13 protein-coding genes are annotated in these 17,102 nt (G+C 70.2%); 4 read left to right on the top strand and 9 right to left on the bottom strand.

Annotated elements, in window-relative coordinates; all coding sequences use genetic code 11:
• Position 1 precedes the first annotated feature (1 nt).
• From ABD329_RS38315 to eccB, 3 genes are all read right to left on the bottom strand, one after another.
• Positions 2–463 (bottom strand): hypothetical protein, encoded by a 462-nt coding sequence (locus tag ABD329_RS38315; protein WP_198275625.1) that lies wholly within the window; start codon positions 461–463, stop codon positions 2–4.
• An 89-nt stretch (positions 464–552) separates the two neighbouring features.
• Positions 553–1,812, bottom strand: coding sequence for a type VII secretion-associated serine protease mycosin (gene mycP / locus ABD329_RS38310; RefSeq protein WP_198275627.1), 1,260 nt, complete (start codon positions 1,810–1,812; stop codon positions 553–555).
• A gap of 21 nt (positions 1,813–1,833) precedes the next feature.
• Positions 1,834–3,396, bottom strand: coding sequence for a type VII secretion protein EccB (eccB, locus tag ABD329_RS38305; protein WP_198275626.1), 1,563 nt, complete (start codon positions 3,394–3,396; stop codon positions 1,834–1,836).
• Between the two features lie 181 nt (positions 3,397–3,577).
• On the opposite strand from eccB, the gene eccE reads away from it, so the two are divergent.
• From eccE to ABD329_RS38290, 3 genes are all read left to right on the top strand, one after another.
• Positions 3,578–4,921 carry a type VII secretion protein EccE gene (gene eccE / locus ABD329_RS38300; protein WP_344317590.1) on the top strand — a complete coding sequence of 448 codons (1,344 nt, stop codon included), beginning with the start codon at positions 3,578–3,580 and terminating at the stop codon, positions 4,919–4,921.
• Positions 4,921–5,727, top strand: coding sequence for a hypothetical protein (locus tag ABD329_RS38295; protein WP_198281713.1), 807 nt, complete (start codon positions 4,921–4,923; stop codon positions 5,725–5,727). The genes eccE and ABD329_RS38295 overlap by 1 nt, the downstream gene beginning before the upstream one ends.
• A 95-nt stretch (positions 5,728–5,822) precedes the next feature.
• Positions 5,823–6,053 carry a DUF397 domain-containing protein gene (locus tag ABD329_RS38290; protein WP_037960661.1) on the top strand — a complete coding sequence of 77 codons (231 nt, stop codon included), beginning with the start codon at positions 5,823–5,825 and terminating at the stop codon, positions 6,051–6,053.
• Positions 6,054–6,125: 72 nt separating this feature from the next.
• Here the strand turns inward: ABD329_RS38290 and ABD329_RS38285 are convergent, their stop codons facing one another.
• Positions 6,126–7,787: an outer membrane protein assembly factor BamB family protein gene (locus tag ABD329_RS38285; RefSeq protein WP_344317588.1), complete on the bottom strand. Its 1,662-nt coding sequence runs from the start codon at positions 7,785–7,787 to the stop codon at positions 6,126–6,128.
• 581 nt (positions 7,788–8,368) lie between these two features.
• On the opposite strand from ABD329_RS38285, the gene ABD329_RS38280 reads away from it, so the two are divergent.
• Positions 8,369–11,779 carry an SCO5717 family growth-regulating ATPase gene (locus tag ABD329_RS38280; protein WP_344317586.1) on the top strand — a complete coding sequence of 1,137 codons (3,411 nt, stop codon included), beginning with the start codon at positions 8,369–8,371 and terminating at the stop codon, positions 11,777–11,779.
• A 183-nt stretch (positions 11,780–11,962) separates the two neighbouring features.
• Here ABD329_RS38280 and ABD329_RS38275 read toward each other — a convergent pair whose 3' ends face one another.
• The 5 genes from ABD329_RS38275 to infB all read right to left on the bottom strand — a co-directional run.
• The gene (locus ABD329_RS38275) at positions 11,963–12,916 is read right to left on the bottom strand and encodes a bifunctional riboflavin kinase/FAD synthetase (RefSeq protein WP_198280508.1); all 954 of its coding nucleotides are present in this window, start codon (positions 12,914–12,916) and stop codon (positions 11,963–11,965) included.
• A 226-nt stretch (positions 12,917–13,142) separates the two neighbouring features.
• The gene (gene truB / locus ABD329_RS38270) at positions 13,143–14,081 is read right to left on the bottom strand and encodes a tRNA pseudouridine(55) synthase TruB (protein WP_198280507.1); all 939 of its coding nucleotides are present in this window, start codon (positions 14,079–14,081) and stop codon (positions 13,143–13,145) included.
• Entirely contained in the window at positions 14,078–14,548 is a 471-nt protein-coding gene (rbfA, locus tag ABD329_RS38265; protein ID WP_198280506.1) for a 30S ribosome-binding factor RbfA, read from the bottom strand. Before rbfA ends, truB begins: the two co-directional genes overlap by 4 nt.
• Positions 14,549–14,620: 72 nt before the next feature.
• Positions 14,621–14,917, bottom strand: coding sequence for a DUF503 domain-containing protein (locus ABD329_RS38260; protein WP_138917261.1), 297 nt, complete (start codon positions 14,915–14,917; stop codon positions 14,621–14,623).
• A 122-nt stretch (positions 14,918–15,039) separates the two neighbouring features.
• The coding region (infB, locus tag ABD329_RS38255) for a translation initiation factor IF-2 (protein ID WP_344317585.1) at positions 15,040–17,102 on the bottom strand (2,063 nt) is incomplete at its 5' end.

Genomic DNA, 17,102 nt, shown 5'->3' with positions numbered 1-17,102 from the left:
TTCACCGACCCCGGCTCTCGCCGCCGACGGGCTTCGTGTCCTTGTACAGGACGTCCAGCCCGTCGAATGCGCACTTGGTGGCCTCGTCGTTCTTGTACTGGTGATCCCCGGCCCTCTCAAGCCGGTCCTGAATCGCGCCGCACTTCCCACTCACGCCCTTCAGGTAGCGCTTCCAGGAGCTGTAGAGCTCCCGCTGAGCCGCCGCGCTCTCGATGCCGCCACTCTTGCTGCCCGCGCCTAGGCCAGTCTGCTCCTCTTCCAGCTTCGTCAGCGCGGTCTTGATGTCCCCCCGGAGCTTGCCGACGCTCCGGCCGGCTGTGGTCCATGCCTTCTTGCTGGACTTCACCCCGCCTGATCCGCCTTGTGCCCATCCCGGCTTGTTGTCGGCGCTCGCGAGACTCATCCCGGTGTCACCGGACGCCTCGCGCTTCATTTGCGCCCATTCCATCTCGAACGTAGACATAGGCTCCCCGTCCCCCCTGGCTCGCACGACTCACAGTTACGCCAAATAGCTCAGTGTAGATGACACTTCACCGGCGTCTATGAGTACTCCTACTCAGCCATGCCGGAGCGCCGACGCCTCCGTTCGTTGAGAACTGCCGCCCAGCCCGCGATTCCCGCCACCGCGATGGCAGCCGCGCCCACGGAGTACGTCGCGAGGCGTTCCTTGCGCTCCTGAGGGGTCTCGCCCAGGGGCATGGGGGCGGGGTCGGGCGCGGCGACGTCGTGAGCTGCGCCCTTGTCCAGGGTGACGTGGTCGATGCGGGTTTCGTCGTTGGTGAGGGCGCGGACGGGGTCGACGACGCCCCAGCCGATGAAGCGGTCATGGTGGTTGACGGCGCGCTCGGCGGTCTGCTCGATCTGGGCGACCACCTCGTCTTGGTGCCACTCCGGGTGCTTGGCGCGAATCAGGGCGGCGACGCCGGCGACGTAGGGCGCGGAGAAGCTGGTGCCGTTGTCCACGCATTGGCCGCCCTTGGGGACGGTGGAGACCATTTCGACGCCGGGAGCGGCGACATCGACGAAGTCGCCGGACTGGGAGAAGGGAGCGCGTTCGTTGTTACGGTCCGAGGCGCCGACGGCGAGAACGCCGTCGTAAGCGGCCGGGTAGGTCTTCTTGACCTTGCCGTCGAGACCGTCGTTTCCGGCGGAGGCGACCACGACGACATCCGCTTGCAGCGCGTTCTCGACGGCTTGCTGGAGCGTGCTGTTCGTCTGGAGCGGCTTGACGGTGTCCTGGGAGATATTGATGACGCCGGCTCCCGCGTCGACCGCCCAGTCGATGGCCGTGGCCATGGTGTCGGTGGTGCCGGAGCCCTTTTCATCGTTCTGCCGGATCGGGATGATCTTGGCCTTCGGCGCGATGCCGACGAATCCCGTGCCCGAGTGCGGGCGGGCGGCGATGATGCCGGCGACCTTGGTGCCGTGGCCGACCGAGTCGTCCGTCCCGTTGCCCTTCTTCCCCTTGGACAGACTCTTCTTACCGCCCTTACGGACCTCCTTGCCCTTGCTGGTGTCGACGGCGTCCTTGAGCTGAGGATTGGTGTTGTCGACGCCGGTGTCGATGACGGCGACCTTGACCGGACGGCCCTTCGAATCCAGCCCCTTGGTGTCCTGCCACAGCTGGTCGAGCATGACGCGCTGAAGGGACCAGGGGGTGCCCTTTATCTGTTTGGCGGGGTAGGTGCATTCGCCACTGCCCGCGAGGGAGAGGTCCGGCGCCGCGGAGGCCGATGCCGGTCCGGCCGCCGCCGTCAGTGCCGTGAGGGCGGTCGCCGCTGACAGGGCGAGGGGTTTGATGGTGCACCGCATGTGTTCGGTCTTCCTCATCTCCTATGAACCCTGCGGCTGCTTGGCGCTGTTGGCGTCGAGGCGTGGGCCGGTGGGCAGGAATTCGGACCAGTCCGCGGGCACCGGCGTCGGGTTGACATCCTGGTATCCGAGGCTGCGCTGGGCCTTGTTGACGTCCTGCTGAGCCTCAGCGGCCTTTCCTTTGTCGGAGTCGTCGCCACCGATTTTCGACTTGCCGGAATCGCTGTCGTTGTTGGACTGGACCGAGTAGCGAAGGCCGGTGTCGGTCACCAGGAAGACGGGACCGTTCTTGATCTGCCGTCCGCTCACCTGACGGTAGAGCGCTCCCGACCCGGGGGTCACATAGGCGCTGGTGGCGCCGTCCGGGATGGTGGCCGGGAAGTCCTTGCCGGCCCAAGTCGTCACCTTGGCGCCGCCCTTGGCGGTCACCCCGTCCAAGATGCTGCAGCTGGTGTCCCGGGCTCCGGTGCCCAGCGCGGGATCGATGGAGTTGGCCTGGCTCGGGATTTCGCTGGGCCAGTGGTACTGGCCGTAGAAATCGTTCTCCGTGTCCGGGTTGAATGACTGGGCCGCCACTCGTTTGGCCATACTCGCCTCATTGATGGAGGTCTTGCTCCTGAGCAGGAGCTTGGCCACAAACTCCGAGATCCGCTGGACCTTTCCCTCCAGCACCACATACTTCTGGGTGCCGGCTCCGGTGGGCGCTTCGAGCACCATGCCGACCCGATTCGCCTCGCCGAGGCTCGGGACCCCGGCGTCATCGCCTACCCGGCCCGGGACCTGCGGAAAGTCGATCGGTGCCCCGTCCCTGAAGGTCGCCAGCCAGTCCGTGGTGACTCGCTGCGGCTTCGCACCGTCGTGAAAGATCGAGCGCAGCAGAAGATTGGTGTCCTCGGCGGACTTGGCCTTCCAGTCCCGGCCGCCGATCAGATACTTGACGCCCCGCGGATCGACGAGATAGCGGGCGCCGTCCTGATCCTGCACGTAGAGGGCCTGGCCACCGTGGAGCGCCTGGGAGCCGTGCAGCTTCTGGAGCTTCGGGTCCCGGTCGGAAAAGAGGAAGACGGCCTTCTGTGTGGTGTTCCCATTGCCGCCCGGCTGTTCACAGACGGCCCACGTCATGCGCTTCTTCGCCTCGTCCGCACTGGGGATGCGGTCCGGCGCGTACGGAATGCCGATAGTGGGCCCACGCGGGATGTGGCCGTCGTCCAGCTCTGACTCCTTCACCTTGATGATGCTGGACTTCTCGGGGTCGAGGAGGAGCTTGGCGGAGGCGAGGTTCAGCACGGGATGGAGTTGGGGCTTGCCGCCTGTCTTCAGGATGACGTACCGAGTGGTGGAGTCACTGCCGACGATCACATGCGATTCCGGTGTGTCCCACCCCTTGGGGGCGACGGGCTTGAACATGCCCCAGGCGCCGAAACCGGCGAGGATCAGGGCCCCGACGACGACTCCGGGCAGGACCGCGCGCAGCGGACGCGGCGCACCCTCCTCCGTGCCACTCGGCGTGGGTTGCAAAAAGGCGGCGACTGTCCGCTTCTTCGCGTAGATGTAGGCGTTGAGTTCATCCCGCCGTGATGCCATTTTTAGCCGCTTCTCCCCGCTTTTCGGCCTCGGTAGTCAGGTGGCCTGCCCTCGGTCCTGGCGTCGTACCGACCCTCTACTATGCCGGTAGTGAACTGGCTCATGCCGCCCGGGGACACTCACCGGGGCAACGACGACCGGGCCGTTCGGGCCGGTTTCGGACATTAGGGGGCTGACGGGGATGGCTGCCGCAACGCGCGCACGTGCCACGAGGAGCGCGTCCGGCCGAGGAGCACCGAGCAGACCCCGTCCGCCCGCACCCGCTGACGCCCCCCGGACGGCGGCTCCCACCGCCTCCGCCACCCCGCGCACGATGTCCCGGCCCGGCAGCATCGGCCCCCTGCGGCTTCAGCAATTCGTGCTGATCGAGGTGGCCGCGGCGATCGTGCTGGCCGCCGGGGTGGTCGACAAACTCCTGCTGGTGCCCGCCGGAGTCGTGGGCGTCGTCCTGGTGCTGCTGGCCGTGGTCACGCGTCATCAGCAGCCGATACCAGAATGGCTGAGCACCGCGCTCGCGCTGCGCAGGCGCCAGCGGCAGGCGGCGAAGCCGCTCGACGCGGGCACGGACCCCGGTTTCACGCCGGCTCTGGAGTGCGAACCGGCCCTGCGCACCTACACGTTCACCGATCGCGAGCGGCGCATGGTCGGCTTGGTGGGCGACGGCACCTTTCTGACCGCGATCCTCCAGGTGGACGCCACGGACTCACCGCTGCGCCCGCACCGTACGCAGCGTCCGCTGCCGCTTTCGCTGCTGCGCGACGCCATGGACGTCGACGGAATCCTGCTGGAGTCCGTGCAGGTGGTGCAGCATGCGTTGCCGGCGCCCGCACCCCACCTGTCGGCGCAGACGGTGCCCGTACGCAACTACGGGCCGCTTCAGGAGCAGACGGGCGCGCCCGCGGTCCGTCTGACGTGGGTGGCCTTGAAGTTCGACCCGGAGCTCTGCCCGGAGGCCGTCGCGGCCCGGGGCGGGGGCCTCGAGGGCGCGCAACGGTGTGTGCTGCGGGCGGCAGACCAGCTGTCGAGCAGGTTGCAGGGGGCAGGCTTCGGCGTGACGCTCCTGCCGGAAGAAGGCGTGACGGCGGCGATCGCCACCGCCGCGAGCGTCAATCCGAGGGCGACGGCGCAGGCCCGGCAGACCAACACGCTCAGTCGACGCACGGTCGAGAGCACACGGGCCTGGCGCTGCGACGACCGATGGCACACCACTTACTGGGTCAGCAGGTGGCCACAGTTGGGACCGGGAGCCACGCCCCTTCCCCAACTGGCCGCGCTGCTGACCTCACTGCCCGCGCTCGCGACCACGCTCAGCCTCACTCTGCGACGGGGCGGGACGCAGAGCGGCCGCCCCGCGCCCACGGTGAGCGGGCATGTGCGGATCACGGGTCATAGCGCGGACGACCTGGTCGCGATGAGACGAGAGCTCCAGCGCACGGCCCGTGGGGTGCGGGTGGGTCTCGCACGGCTGGACCGCGAGCAGGTACCCGGCGTACTCGCCACTCTGCCCCTGGGAGGGACCCGCTGATGGCCATGCCGACGACCGTCTCAGGCGGCCCTTCCTACGCCCCGGCTCCCGCACCTGGCCAAATGCCCGGTCAGCCGGACGAGCCCGTGGCTCCCTCCCCGCGCAGGACGCGACGCGGATTCGGGCTGATCGGACCCCGGCGTCAACGGCATGAGCTCCCCCCGGAGCAGTTCGACGCACTGGCGCTGCCGGTCGGCGACGACGGGGTGGTGATCGGTGTCGGCGCGCGGGACCAACCCGCCGTGCTGGGTCTGCACCGTCCCACGCCCTTCAACGTGGTTCTGGTCGGCGGGCTGTGGACGGCGCAGGTGATCGGGTTGCGGGCGGTGGCCACGGGCGCCCGGGTCACCGTGGAGACCGGCCGTCAGCAGATGTGGGCGTCCTTGGCGCAGGCCGCGAACGGCGGATACCAGAGCATGACGCTCCACGACGTGGGACGTGTCCCGCCGCAGGGGCCGTCGATCGGCAGCCCCGTTCTGGTGATCCGTGACGCGGGCATGCGACCGCCGCGCGGGCGGGTGACCTCGGCGCCATGGCAGTCCGTGCTGACGCTTCTGCCCTATCTGAGCCCGGTCGCCCCCCGGCTCATGGAGAACGCGGACCTGGTGGGCGTCCAGCGGGTGTCGCCCGAGGAGGCCGCCCAGATCGGACGGATCATGGGACTGCCGGCCACGGATGTCGAATCACTGTCCACGCTTCCGGACGGGGTCACTCTTTGGTGTGATAGTCAATCGCGGCTCTACGTGGCGACGCATCCGACTGACATCGAATCCGGCCTGCTGGGCGGGGCTCGCCGCATGGACTGACAGTGTTCGATTGCCGCCGTGCACACGGTGGATGAGACTGTCAGCCAAGCACCAGGCGGGCTTGTTTCCGCGGTACCCGAAGGGATTCTCCACCAATGGCCGATGCCAAAGAGAAGGAAGAGCTGTACGCCCTCGACATCTCCGGTGTCGAGTGGCTCAGTGCACCTGGCAGCAGCTCCGAGGACCGGGTGGAGATCGCCTACCTGCCGAACGGGGCAGTGGCCATGCGGAATTCCACCGACCCCGAGACCGTGCTGCGCTACACGGAGGCCGAATGGCGTGCCTTCGTCCTGGGCGCGAGGGACGGCGAATTCGATCTGAGCTGAGGAGCGCGGGCGCGGGGGCGGACGCCGGTCGGTGTCCGCCCCCGCGGTCGTGTCCCACCGCTCGGCCGCCGCTCAGCGGCCGAAGGCCATCAGGAGGTTTTCGGCGGTGGTGTCGGTGCCGGTGATGCGGTTGGTGGCGATGTAGAAGTTGCCGTTGCGGTAGGTGTGGGTGGCCGAGTAGAAGTCGCGCTCGGCTTTTTGGGTGGCCTGGGGGAGGCGCAGGAGGGTTTTGGGCTTGCCGCCGTTGGGGCCGATGCGGACTATTCGGCCGGGCGCGGTGTATGAGGGCTTTTCGTAGGCGATGAGGTTCTTGCCGTCCATGTTCAGCGGGAGCAGGAGCCGTTCGGCCACCTTGACCGCCCATTTCCGTTTGCCGGTGGTGAGGTCGAAGGCGTGGATCTCGCTTGTGGAGCCCAGACCGTGGTCCTGGGTCATCTCGGTCGGCAGGTAGAAGGTGTCGGCGGAGACGGCGACGCCCTCGCAGTTGCCCATGTTGGTGCCGAAGATGTCCGTGCCGCACTCCGGCTGGTAGGACTGCTTGCCCAGCGTGAGGGTCGAGCGTTCCCTGCCCTTGTCGGAGAGGGCAAGGATGCCGCCGGAGCGCCGGTCCTGGTCGATGAGAGCCACCACAGCGGGGCTGCTGGAGAAGATGTTGCTGACCTTGAAGCCCTTACGGACGGTGTAGGTCCACTTGATCGAGCCGCCGGGGGTGAGTTGCTGGAGCTTGGCGGTGCCATTGGTGCAGGAGTAGGCGCGCAGCAGGACCTTGCCGCCCGCGTAGCCGTCAATGGAACAGCCCGCGCTCGGCTTTTCGGGTGAGACTTCCTTGCCGTCGCTGACCTTGATGACGGCGGAGCCGCCGAACCAGGCCATGCCGACGAGATCGCCGCTCTGCGCCATCCCCACGTTCGTGTAGCCACCGCCAATGGCGTCGCTCTCGGGGGCGGGACGGTCCCAGAGCTTGACGCCCTTGTTGAGGTCGATCAGGGCGAGTTGGCTACAGGCGTCCTTGCCATGGCCTTCGTAGGCGACCACGACCTTGCCGCCGGTCGTGGAGGTGGGAGCGGCGCAGACCGCCTTGGGGAGCGAGAGGGTCCACTTGCTGCCCCCTTCGTCGTTGTACGCGACGATCTTGTTCTCGACCGCCTTGACGACGTAGCCCTTCATCGCCCAGAAGCCGGGCACTTCGAGGTTGCTCTTACTGACCTCGGGCGCGGGCTTCTGGTAAAGGACCTTGGCCTCGCCCACCCGGCGCTGATCGTTGGGATCGCTTTCGCCACTGCCGCGGCCACCGGTGTTGTCGCCGTCACCGGTCGTCGGCTCGGGCGTCGGGTCCTGTGTCCTGGCGTGGCTCGGGGTGGTCGTCGTGGGACTCGCGGTGGGGTTCTTACCGCTGTCATCACCGCCCACCGCCGCGTACACCCCGCCACCGGCCGCGAGCAGTACCGCCACCGCCGCACCGACGATGACGGCCTTCCGCTTCGGGGCTCGGCCGCCGTTGGTGGGCGGAGGCGTGCCGTACGGCCCGCCGGGCGGTGGGGTGTACGGGCTGCCGTACTCGGGCTGGCGTGCATACGGGTTCTGGGCGTACGGGTTCTGGGCGTACGGGTTCGACGGGTCCGGGCCCCGGGACGGGCCGGGCGGTGGTGGGGGCGGGCTCGGTGGGAGGGCACCGTCCCAGATCTGGGGCGGAGTGTGGCCCGTAGACGGAGCTGCTGGCGGCCCCTGGGGCACGGTGGGCGGCGTGGGTGGTGTGGGTGATGTCGGAGGTCTCCGCGGCGAGCCGAAGCCGCTCTGACCGGGCTCCCGGGGCTCTTGGGGCTCTTGGGGCAGGTCGGGGTCCTGAGGCTCTGGGGGCGGTGGGCCGAAACCGTCGGAGGGCGGCTGGTTGGGTGGCTGGGGCGGCTGCGGCATCTGCGCCTACCTCTCACACGAGTCCACCGACCGGTCGGCCTCCTCCCCGCGATCCGGTCGGCGGCGGCGGCCGGAAAGGGGCGACATGGTCGCAGGTCCCACAGTGCAACGGCATTCGAGCGGGGATTCTTTGTACCACCGGACGCTTGGACTTCTCCCCGCGGTTGCCGGGTACGTACCGCCGTAAGGCACGGTGAGGTCTCGGACAGCCTCGAGTGCGCGGATGGGCCTGCCCCCGCGGCGCTCATGGTGATTAGTCTTGGGGTACCCGGTGGAGCGCCCGTGCAGGGGTCCCCGGCGTCACAAAAGGGGAAAGCCGAACGGTCGGACGACAGTAGCGATCGGCAACAGATCGGCCTCGCCAAGAATTTCAAGGGTGTTCGACCACACCAGGAGGCATTGTGAGCAGCGATCGGGACGAGATCCGCACGGGCGGAATCACACCCGGCGATGATCGGTCCGACGCGGAGACCGAGCACACGGGCGAGTTCACCATCGACTACACCCCACCCGCCTGGTACACGCAGAACGCTTCGTCGTCGTCCTCGCCGTCCTCCACGGCCCCCACGTCGACCGGCGGTTCCGGGGGAACCGGGACGGGCACCGGTGCGGGGATGCCGGGGCCGCCGCCTCCGCCGCCCACCGGCCATCCGGTGCCCGTGCCGGGGGTGCCGGAGCCGAGCGGTTTTCCGGGTGCCTGGCCGCCGCCTGCCCCGGCGCCGTCCTCCGATGTCGTGTCGGACGCCTCCGAGGTGCAGGAGGCCCCCGGGCAGAGGGAGGACGAGGCACGGTCGGCACCGGAGAGCAGAGAGTCCGACTCGGGCAGGCGTATGCCGCCTTTGTCTGACTCCGGGTCGGGTTCCATTGGTGCCGCGCCCGCGGATGACAGTGCTACGGGTGGCGGCGTTCCGGACAGTGCTGAGCCTTCGCCCTCCTACAACGTTTCCGCCCCGGCCTCCGATGACGAGACGGAGGATTCGGCTGCGGCTTCCTCTTCCGCTTCCGCTCCCGCCGATGACGACTTCACGCTGGCTCCCGCCGCTGCTCCGCAGGACGACGACGCCTTCCGGCCGGAACCGGAGTACGCCTCCGAGGCGGGCTCCGACGAGGGCGAGAACGGCGATGTGGGCAGCCCCTCCACCGTGCGGTTCTCCACCTCCGCGCTGCGGCGGGAGATCGCCGAGAGGCGGAGTGAGGACTCCGGCGCCGGGGGCGCTGATTCCGATCCCGGTTCCGGTTCCGACCCCGGTTCCGGTTCTCCTTCGGGTTCCTACTCCGGTTCCGACTCCGGTGCTCCTTCCGGCTTCGATGCCGGGTCCGATTCTGGGTCTGAGTCCCGTTCGGACGGCGACTCCGGCTCCTCGGGCTCGGACGACCGTACCGACGACGACGTGCGCAGCGAGGGCACGCTGCGCTTCTCCACCGCCGCGCTGCGGCGTGAAATGGAGGAGTTGAGGCAGGCGAGTGCCGAGCCTCAGGACGCGGTCCCTGAAGACGCCGTGCCCGAGGACGCCGTGCCGCCGAGCGCGCCGTCGCCCGAGCAGCCCGCCACCACTTGGGCCCCGCCGCCCGTTCCGCAGTCGGGGCTGCCGCCGCTGCCGCCGGACTTCCAGCCCGCGGCGCCCGAGGACGCCCCGCCGGCTCCGGGTCCCGCTTCCGTTCCGGAGCAGCGGACGGATGGGCCCGCCACGCCTGGTGCCGGAGTGCCGCTCCCGCCGCAGGACACCTCCTGGGCGCCTCCCCCGCCCCAGACGCACGGGCAGCCCGGGCAGCCCGCCGCCGGACCGGGACCGCAGGGTGGGTACGGCTATCCGCGGCCCGGTGAGGGCGCTCCGGGTGCGATCCCCGGCCAGCCCGGTCCGGCCCCGCTGCCCTCGCTGCCGGATCAGGCCCAGGGGGCGCAGCCCCCGATGGGCAACGTGCCCGGCCCGCAGGGCGGTTACCAGCAGCCCGGCCCGGGCGTGCCGGGTCCGGGTCCCGGTCCGCAGGGTGCCCCGGCTCCGCAGGGGCCCCACTACGGCTATCCGCAGCCGGGGGCCCAGCCCGCGCCCGGTCCGGGCGCGCCGGGCCAGGGCCAGGGCCAGGGGCCGGCGCCCGTTCCGGGCGGCTACGGCTTCCCACAGCCGCCCGCCCCGGACCAGCAGAGCCAGGACCAGGGGCCGTACCAGCAGCCCCCCGCACAGCCCTACCCCGCGCCCCAGCCGGGGCAGGCCGAGCACCCCGGACAGCCCGGCCAGCCGATGTACCCGGGCCAGCCCGGACAGCCTGCCCAGCCCGGTCAGCCCGGTCACTCCGCCCAGCCCGGTCAGCCCGGTCCGTACGCGCCGAACGGCCCCGTCCAGGGCCAGCCGCCGCATGCCCCGCAGGGTCAGCAGTTCCCCGGGCAGCAGGGTCCGGGCGCGCAGGGTGGCTATGGTTTCCCGCGGCCCGGCAACGGCGTTCCCGGGCCCGGACCCGGGCCGCAGGCACAGCCACAGCCGCATGACGGCTACGGCTATCCGCGTCCGGACGCCCAGGCCGCCCCGGCGGCCCCCGCCGACCCCCGTACCGGCGGCTGGCCGACCGTGACGCCCGACCAGCGGCGCCAGGCCGGAGGCGCGGGGGCGCCGCTCGGGTACACCGCAGCGGTCGAGCTCTCCTCGGACCGGCTGATCAAGGGCAAGCAGAAGCCGAAGAAGAACACCCCCGGCCCCTCCCGCTTCAAGCTCGGCGGCAAGAAGGAGGAGGCGGAGCGGCAGCGCAAGCTGGAGCTGATCCGTACGCCGGTGCTCTCCTGCTACCGCATCGCGGTGATCAGCCTCAAGGGCGGTGTCGGCAAGACCACGACGACCACCGCCCTCGGCGCGACCCTGGCCATCGAGCGCCAGGACAAGGTCATCGCGATCGACGCCAACCCGGACGCGGGCACCCTCGGCCGACGGGTCCGCCGGGAGACCGGTGCGACCATTCGCGACCTGGTCACCGCGATCCCGTACCTCAACAGCTACATGGACATCCGGCGGTTCACCTCACAGGCGCCGTCGGGGCTGGAGATCCTGGCCAACGACGTGGACCCGGCGGTCTCGACGACGTTCAACGACGACGACTACCGCCGCGTCATCGACGTCCTGGGCAAGCAGTACCCGATCATCCTCACCGACTCGGGCACGGGCCTGCTCTACAGCGCCATGCGCGGCGTCCTCGACCTCGCCGACCAGCTGATCATCATCTCCACGCCCTCGGTGGACGGCGCGAGCAGCGCCAGCACCACCCTGGACTGGCTGTCCGCGCACGGGTACGCGGATCTGGTCTCGCGGAGCATCACGGTGATCTCCGGGGTTCGGGAGACCGGCAAGATGATCAAGGTCGAGGACATCGTGTCCCACTTCGAGACCCGCTGCCGCGGGGTGATCGTCGTGCCGTTCGACGAGCATCTGTCGGCGGGCGCCGAGGTGGACCTGGACATGATGCGGCCCAAGACGCGTGAGGCGTACTTCAACCTCTCGGCCATGGTCGCGGAGGACTTCACCCGCGCCCAGCAGGAGCAGGGTCTGTGGACGGGCGACGGAGCGGCCCAGCCGCCGCAGGTGGCCCCGCCGATGCCCGGACAGGCCCAGCAGCAGCCCTACCCGGGCGCGTACGCGCCTCAGCAGGGCCAGCAGCCGCAGTACCCCGGGTACCCGCAGCAAGGCGGCCAGCAGGGCTGGCAGCAGTCCTACGGGCAGGGGCAGCAGCCGCAGCCCGGGCAGCCGTGGCAGCAGGCCCAGCCGGGGCAGCCCGGCCAGCCCGGGCAACCGGGGCAGCCCTGGCAGCAGCAGCCCCCGCAGCAGTAGCGACCGAGCGGAGACGAGAACGCGCCCCGTGGGCCGGATCACCGGCCCACGGGGCGCGTTCTCGTTCTCCCGTTCATCACGGTTCAGCACACGGCGCACTGCGCCCAGCACGCGCCCTCAGTGGCTCCCGTACGCCTCAGCCGCGCCGTACGCGCCCGTACGCGCCGTACACGTCCGTACGCGTCAGCGGCTTCCGTGCTCCTCCACAAGCTCCCGCGCCCGCTTCACATCGGCCGCCATGCGCTCAAGCAGCGCCTCGATCGAGTCGAACTTCTCCTGGCCCCGCAGATAGGCGAGGAAGTCGACCTCGACATGGAGTCCGTACAGATCCAGGCCGACCCGGTCGATCGCATACGCCTCGACCGTCCGCTCGGTCCCGTCGAACTGCGGATTGGTGCCGACCGAGATCGCGGCGGGCATCGCCTCGCCCCGCGCCGTCAGCCAGCCGGCGTAGACGCCGTCGGCCGGGATGGCGGTGTGCGGCAGGGTCTCCAGGTTGGCCGTCGGGAAGCCCAGCTCACGGCCGCGCTGCGCACCGCGCACCACCACGCCCTCGACCCGGTGCGGCCGCCCCAGGACCTCCATCGCGCCCGTGACATCGCCCTCCGCGACCAGGCGGCGCACCAGCGTGGAGGAGAACGGCTCACCGCCGCCCGCCTCGCCGCGCTCGTACAAATCGATGACCTCGACCTCGTAGTCGTAAGTGGTGCCGAGCTCGCGCAGGAAGGCCACGTTCCCGGCGGCCTTGTGGCCGAAGCGGAAGTTGGGGCCCTCCACCACGGCCCGGGCGTGCAACTTGTCCACCAGCACCTTCACCACGAAGTCGGCGGGGGTGAGCCGCGAGAACTCCGCCGTGAACGGCAGGATCAGCACCGCGTCCACGCCCAGCCCGGCCATCAGTTCCGCGCGCCGCTGGTGGGTGGCGAGCAGCGGTGGATGGCTGCCGGGCCGCACGACCTCGCTCGGATGCGGGTCGAAGGTGACCACGACCGCCGGTACGCCCAGCTCACGCGCCCGTGCCACGGCACGGCCGATGATCAGCTGGTGCCCTCGGTGCACCCCGTCGTAGGAACCGATGGTGACGACGCTGCGCCCCCAGTCCTCGGGGATGTCCTCCAAGCCACGCCAGCGCTGCACTTTGCCCGCTCCTCGCCCGAACCTTTGTCTGTCGACTTCGCAGGTCTAAGACTGCCATGTCCCGGGCGCCCGGCTCGCATCGGTGGCCGCCCCAAGCGCCCGGACCGGCCGGAAAGCCACGGTAGGCGGCCGGTCCCGGCGCGTGCAACGCGGCCCGGAGTCGGCAACGACACATCGGCGCCGCGCCGGCCGGGCCGAGGGCCGCCCGCAGCGGGCGGCAACGGCGTCATACGAAGACGGCCAGGCTCTTCGCCTTGCCCTTCGACTCCTCCACCAGGGCCAGAAAGCGCCCCTCCGGCCCGAAGACCGCGACCGGCCCCGGACCCGGACTCGAATCCAGTGCCCCCGGCTGCCCCGACGGCATGTCGATCCGCACCCCGTTGCCCAGCAGCCGGGCCTGGCGCTCGTCCACGTCCCAGCGCGGGAACGCGGCGGCCGCCGCCTCCGCGATGGGGAGGATCTCCAGCGACTCCTCCAGCCGCTCCAGCGTCCTGGCGGCCTCCAGCCCGTACGGACCGACCCGGGTCCGGCGCAGGGCCGTCAGATGGCCGCCCACGCCCAGTCCGGCGCCCAGGTCGCGCGCCAGGGCCCGGATATAGGTGCCGGAGGAGCACACCACCGTGACGTCCAGGTCGAGGACGGTGGTGCCGTCCTCCGCCTTGGCCTCTCGGCGGTCGTGGAGGACGAAGGAGGAGACGGTCACCGGCCGCGCCGGAATCGCGAACTCCTCGCCCTCCCGCGCCCGTGCGTAGGAGCGCTTGCCGTCGATCTTGATGGCGCTGACCTTCGAGGGGACCTGCTGGATGTCCCCGGTCAGCTCCTCGATCCCGGCCTGGACGGCGCCCGGGTCGACCCCGGCGGCGCCCTCCGAGGCGGTGATCTCGCCCTCCGCGTCATCGGTGACCGTGGTCTGCCCGAGCCGGATGGTGGCCCGGTACTCCTTCTCGGTCAGCGCCAGATGGCCCAGCAGCCGGGTGGCCTTCTCCACGCCGACCACGAGCACGCCCGTGGCCATCGGGTCCAGCGTCCCGGCGTGGCCGACCCGCCGGGTGCCGGCGAAGCGGCGCATCTTGGCGACGACGTCGTGCGAGGTGAAACCGGCCGGTTTGTCGACAATCACCAGGCCGTCCGGCGCTCCGGAACGGGCCCTTCCGTTACGCGTCATGCGTCCGCTGAACCCTTACCGTCGGTGCCGGGCTCCTCGTCGTCCTCCTGGCCGGGCTTGCGGTACGGGTCGGCCTCGCCCGCGTAAGCGGCGCCCGAGGACGCCTCGCGCACCTGGGCGTCCGCCTCCCTGGCCTTGGCGAGGAGATCGTCGATGGTGCGGGCGTTCTCCGGCAGCGCGTCCGGGACGAACGTCAGGGTCGGGGTGAAGCGCACCCCCGTCTGGCGCCCGACCTCCGACCGCAGCACACCCTTGGCGCTCTCCAGGGCCGCGGCGGAGGCCGCCCGCTCCTCGTCGTCGCCGAAGACCGTGTAGAAGACGGTCGCCTCCCGCAGATCACCGGTGATCCGGGTGTCGGTGATGGTCACATAGCCCAGCCGCGGATCCTTGATCCGCCGCTGGAGGGTCTCCGCGACCACGACCCGGATGCGGTCCGCCAGCTTGCGTGCCCGCGCGGTGTCGCTCATGCGTCTTCTTCTCTCTTCTTCGCGTCAGTCATCGATGGCCGGGGGCGCGGTCTGCGACCACCGGTCCGGCCCTCATTCATCATCGCCACCGTGGAACCGCCGTCGCACGGCCAGCAGCTCCACCTCCGGCCGCGCCGCCACCAGCCGCTCGCAGCGGTCGAGCACCTCCGTGAGGTGGCCCGCGTCCCCGGAGACCATCGCCAGGCCGATCTGGGCCCTGCGGTAGAGGTCCTGGTCGCCGACCTCCGCCACGCTCACCGCGAATTTGCGGTGCAGTTCGGCGACGATCGGGCGGACGACGGAGCGCTTCTCCTTCAACGACCGTACGTCGCCGAGAAGCAGGTCAAAGGACAACGTCCCTACATACATGCGGTCCGGGTCAAGCCACCCGTGGGGCCTTTGTGGTTGCGGGCTTCTCGCACCGTACACGCAAGGGCCGGGGCCGATCGACGGAAATTCCTCCGCCGATCGGCCCCGGCCGCCGCCGCTTGTCAGCCGCGCGGCTTCTCGCGCATCTCGTACGTCGCGATGACGTCGTCGATCTTGATGTCGTTGTAGCTGCCGAGGTTGATACCGCCCTCGAAGCCCTCGCGAATCTCGGTGACGTCGTCCTTGAACCGGCGCAGACCCTCGATGTTGAGGTTCTCCGCGATGACCTTGCCGTCGCGGATGAGGCGGGCCTTGGTGTTCCGCCGGACCTCGCCGGAGCGGATGAGCACACCGGCGATGTTGCCCAGCTTGGACGAGCGGAAGATCTCGCGGATCTCCGCCGTACCGAGCTCGACCTCTTCGTACTCCGGCTTGAGCATGCCCTTCAGGGCCGCCTCGATCTCCTCGATCACCTGGTAGATGACCGAGTAGTAGCGGACGTCCACGCCCTCGCGCTCGGCCATCTGCGTGGCACGCCCGTCGGCGCGCACGTTGAAGCCGATGACGATGGCGTCGGAGCCCGTCGCCAGGTCGATGTCGGTCTCGGTGACCGCACCCACACCGCGGTGCAGCACCCGCAGGTCCACCTCTTCGCCGACGTCGAGCTGGAGCAGCGAGGACTCGAGAGCCTCCACCGAACCGGACGCGTCGCCCTTGATGATGAGGTTGAGCTGCTGGACCTGACCGGCCTTGAGCACCTTGTCCAGGTCCTCCAGGGAGACCCGGCGGGTGCGCTTGGCGAACGCCGCGTTCCGCTCGCGGGCGGCGCGCTTCTCGGCGATCTGGCGGGCGGTGCGGTCCTCGTCCACGACGAGGAAGTTGTCGCCCGCACCGGGCACGTTGGTCAGACCGAGCACCAGGACCGGGGTCGCCGGGCCGGCCTCCACCACGTTGTTCCCGTTGTCGTCGAGCATCGCCCGGACGCGGCCGTACGCGTCGCCGACGACCATCGTGTCGCCGACCCGCAGGGTGCCGCGCTGGACCAGCACGGTGGCCACGGCGCCGCGGCCGCGGTCGAGGTGGGCCTCGATCGCGATGCCCTGTGCGTCCTGCTCCGAGTTGGCCCGCAGGTCGAGCGAGGCGTCGGCGGTGAGGACGACGGCCTCCAGCAGGCTGTCGATGTGCAGACCCTGCTTGGCGGAGATGTCGACGAACATGGTGTCGCCGCCGTACTCCTCGGCCACCAGGCCGTACTCGGTCAGCTGACCGCGCACCTTGGTCGGGTCCGCGCCCTCGACGTCGATCTTGTTGACCGCGACCACGATCGGCACATCGGCCGCCTTGGCGTGGTTCAGCGCCTCGATCGTCTGGGGCATCACACCGTCGTTGGCCGCCACCACGAGGATCGCGATGTCGGTCGACTTGGCACCACGGGCACGCATGGCGGTGAACGCCTCGTGACCCGGGGTGTCGATGAAGGTGATCCTGCGCTCTTCGTCGTTGACCTCGGTCGAGACCTGGTAGGCACCGATGTGCTGGGTGATGCCGCCGGCCTCGCCCGCGACCACGTTGGTCTTGCGGATCGCGTCCAGCAGTCGGGTCTTACCGTGGTCGACGTGACCCATGACGGTCACCACCGGCGGACGCGCGGAGAGCATCTCCTCGCCGCCCTCGTCCTCGCCGAACTCGATGTCGAAGGACTCGAGGAGCTCGCGGTCCTCCTCCTCCGGGCTGACGATCTCGACGTTGTAGTTCATCTCGTCGGCGAGAAGCTGAAGCGTCTCGTCGGAGACGGACTGCGTCGCGGTGACCATCTCGCCGAGGTTGAGCATGACGGCGACCAGCGACGCCGGGTTGGCGTTGATCTTCTCCGCGAAGTCGGTGAGAGAGGCACCCCGCGACAGCCGGACCGTCTGGCCGTTGCCGCGCGGCAGCATCACGCCGCCGACCGACGGGGCCTGCATGGCCTCGTACTCCTGGCGCCTCTGCCGCTTCGACTTACGGCCACGGCGCGCCGGACCGCCGGGACGGCCGAAGGCGCCCTGCGTGCCACCGCGGCCACCGGGACCGCCGGGACGGCCACCGAAGCCGGGACGGCCACCGCCGCCGCCGAAGCCGCCGCCGGGACCCCCCGGACGGCCGGCGAAGCCGCCGCCGCCACCGGGACGACCGCCGCCGCCCGGAC

It is taken from the genome of Streptomyces javensis (assembly GCF_039525925.1).
Classification (GTDB): domain Bacteria; phylum Actinomycetota; class Actinomycetes; order Streptomycetales; family Streptomycetaceae; genus Streptomyces; species Streptomyces asiaticus.
This window is presented reverse-complemented; position numbering and strand designations above follow the sequence as displayed.

Bases quoted from the DNA above. Each gene is read 5' to 3' on its own strand.
- ABD329_RS38315 (WP_198275625.1), bottom strand. From the start codon at position 463: ATGTCTACGTTCGAGATGGAATGGGCGCAAATGAAGCGCGAGGCGTCC.
- mycP (WP_198275627.1), bottom strand. From the start codon at position 1,812: ATGCGGTGCACCATCAAACCCCTCGCCCTGTCAGCGGCGACCGCCCTC.
- eccB (WP_198275626.1), bottom strand. From the start codon at position 3,396: ATGGCATCACGGCGGGATGAACTCAACGCCTACATCTACGCGAAGAAG.
- eccE (WP_344317590.1), top strand. From the start codon at position 3,578: ATGGCTGCCGCAACGCGCGCACGTGCCACGAGGAGCGCGTCCGGCCGA.
- ABD329_RS38295 (WP_198281713.1), top strand. From the start codon at position 4,921: ATGGCCATGCCGACGACCGTCTCAGGCGGCCCTTCCTACGCCCCGGCT.
- ABD329_RS38290 (WP_037960661.1), top strand. From the start codon at position 5,823: ATGGCCGATGCCAAAGAGAAGGAAGAGCTGTACGCCCTCGACATCTCC.
- truB (WP_198280507.1), bottom strand. From the start codon at position 14,081: ATGACGCGTAACGGAAGGGCCCGTTCCGGAGCGCCGGACGGCCTGGTG.
- rbfA (WP_198280506.1), bottom strand. From the start codon at position 14,548: ATGAGCGACACCGCGCGGGCACGCAAGCTGGCGGACCGCATCCGGGTC.
- ABD329_RS38260 (WP_138917261.1), bottom strand. From the start codon at position 14,917: ATGTATGTAGGGACGTTGTCCTTTGACCTGCTTCTCGGCGACGTACGG.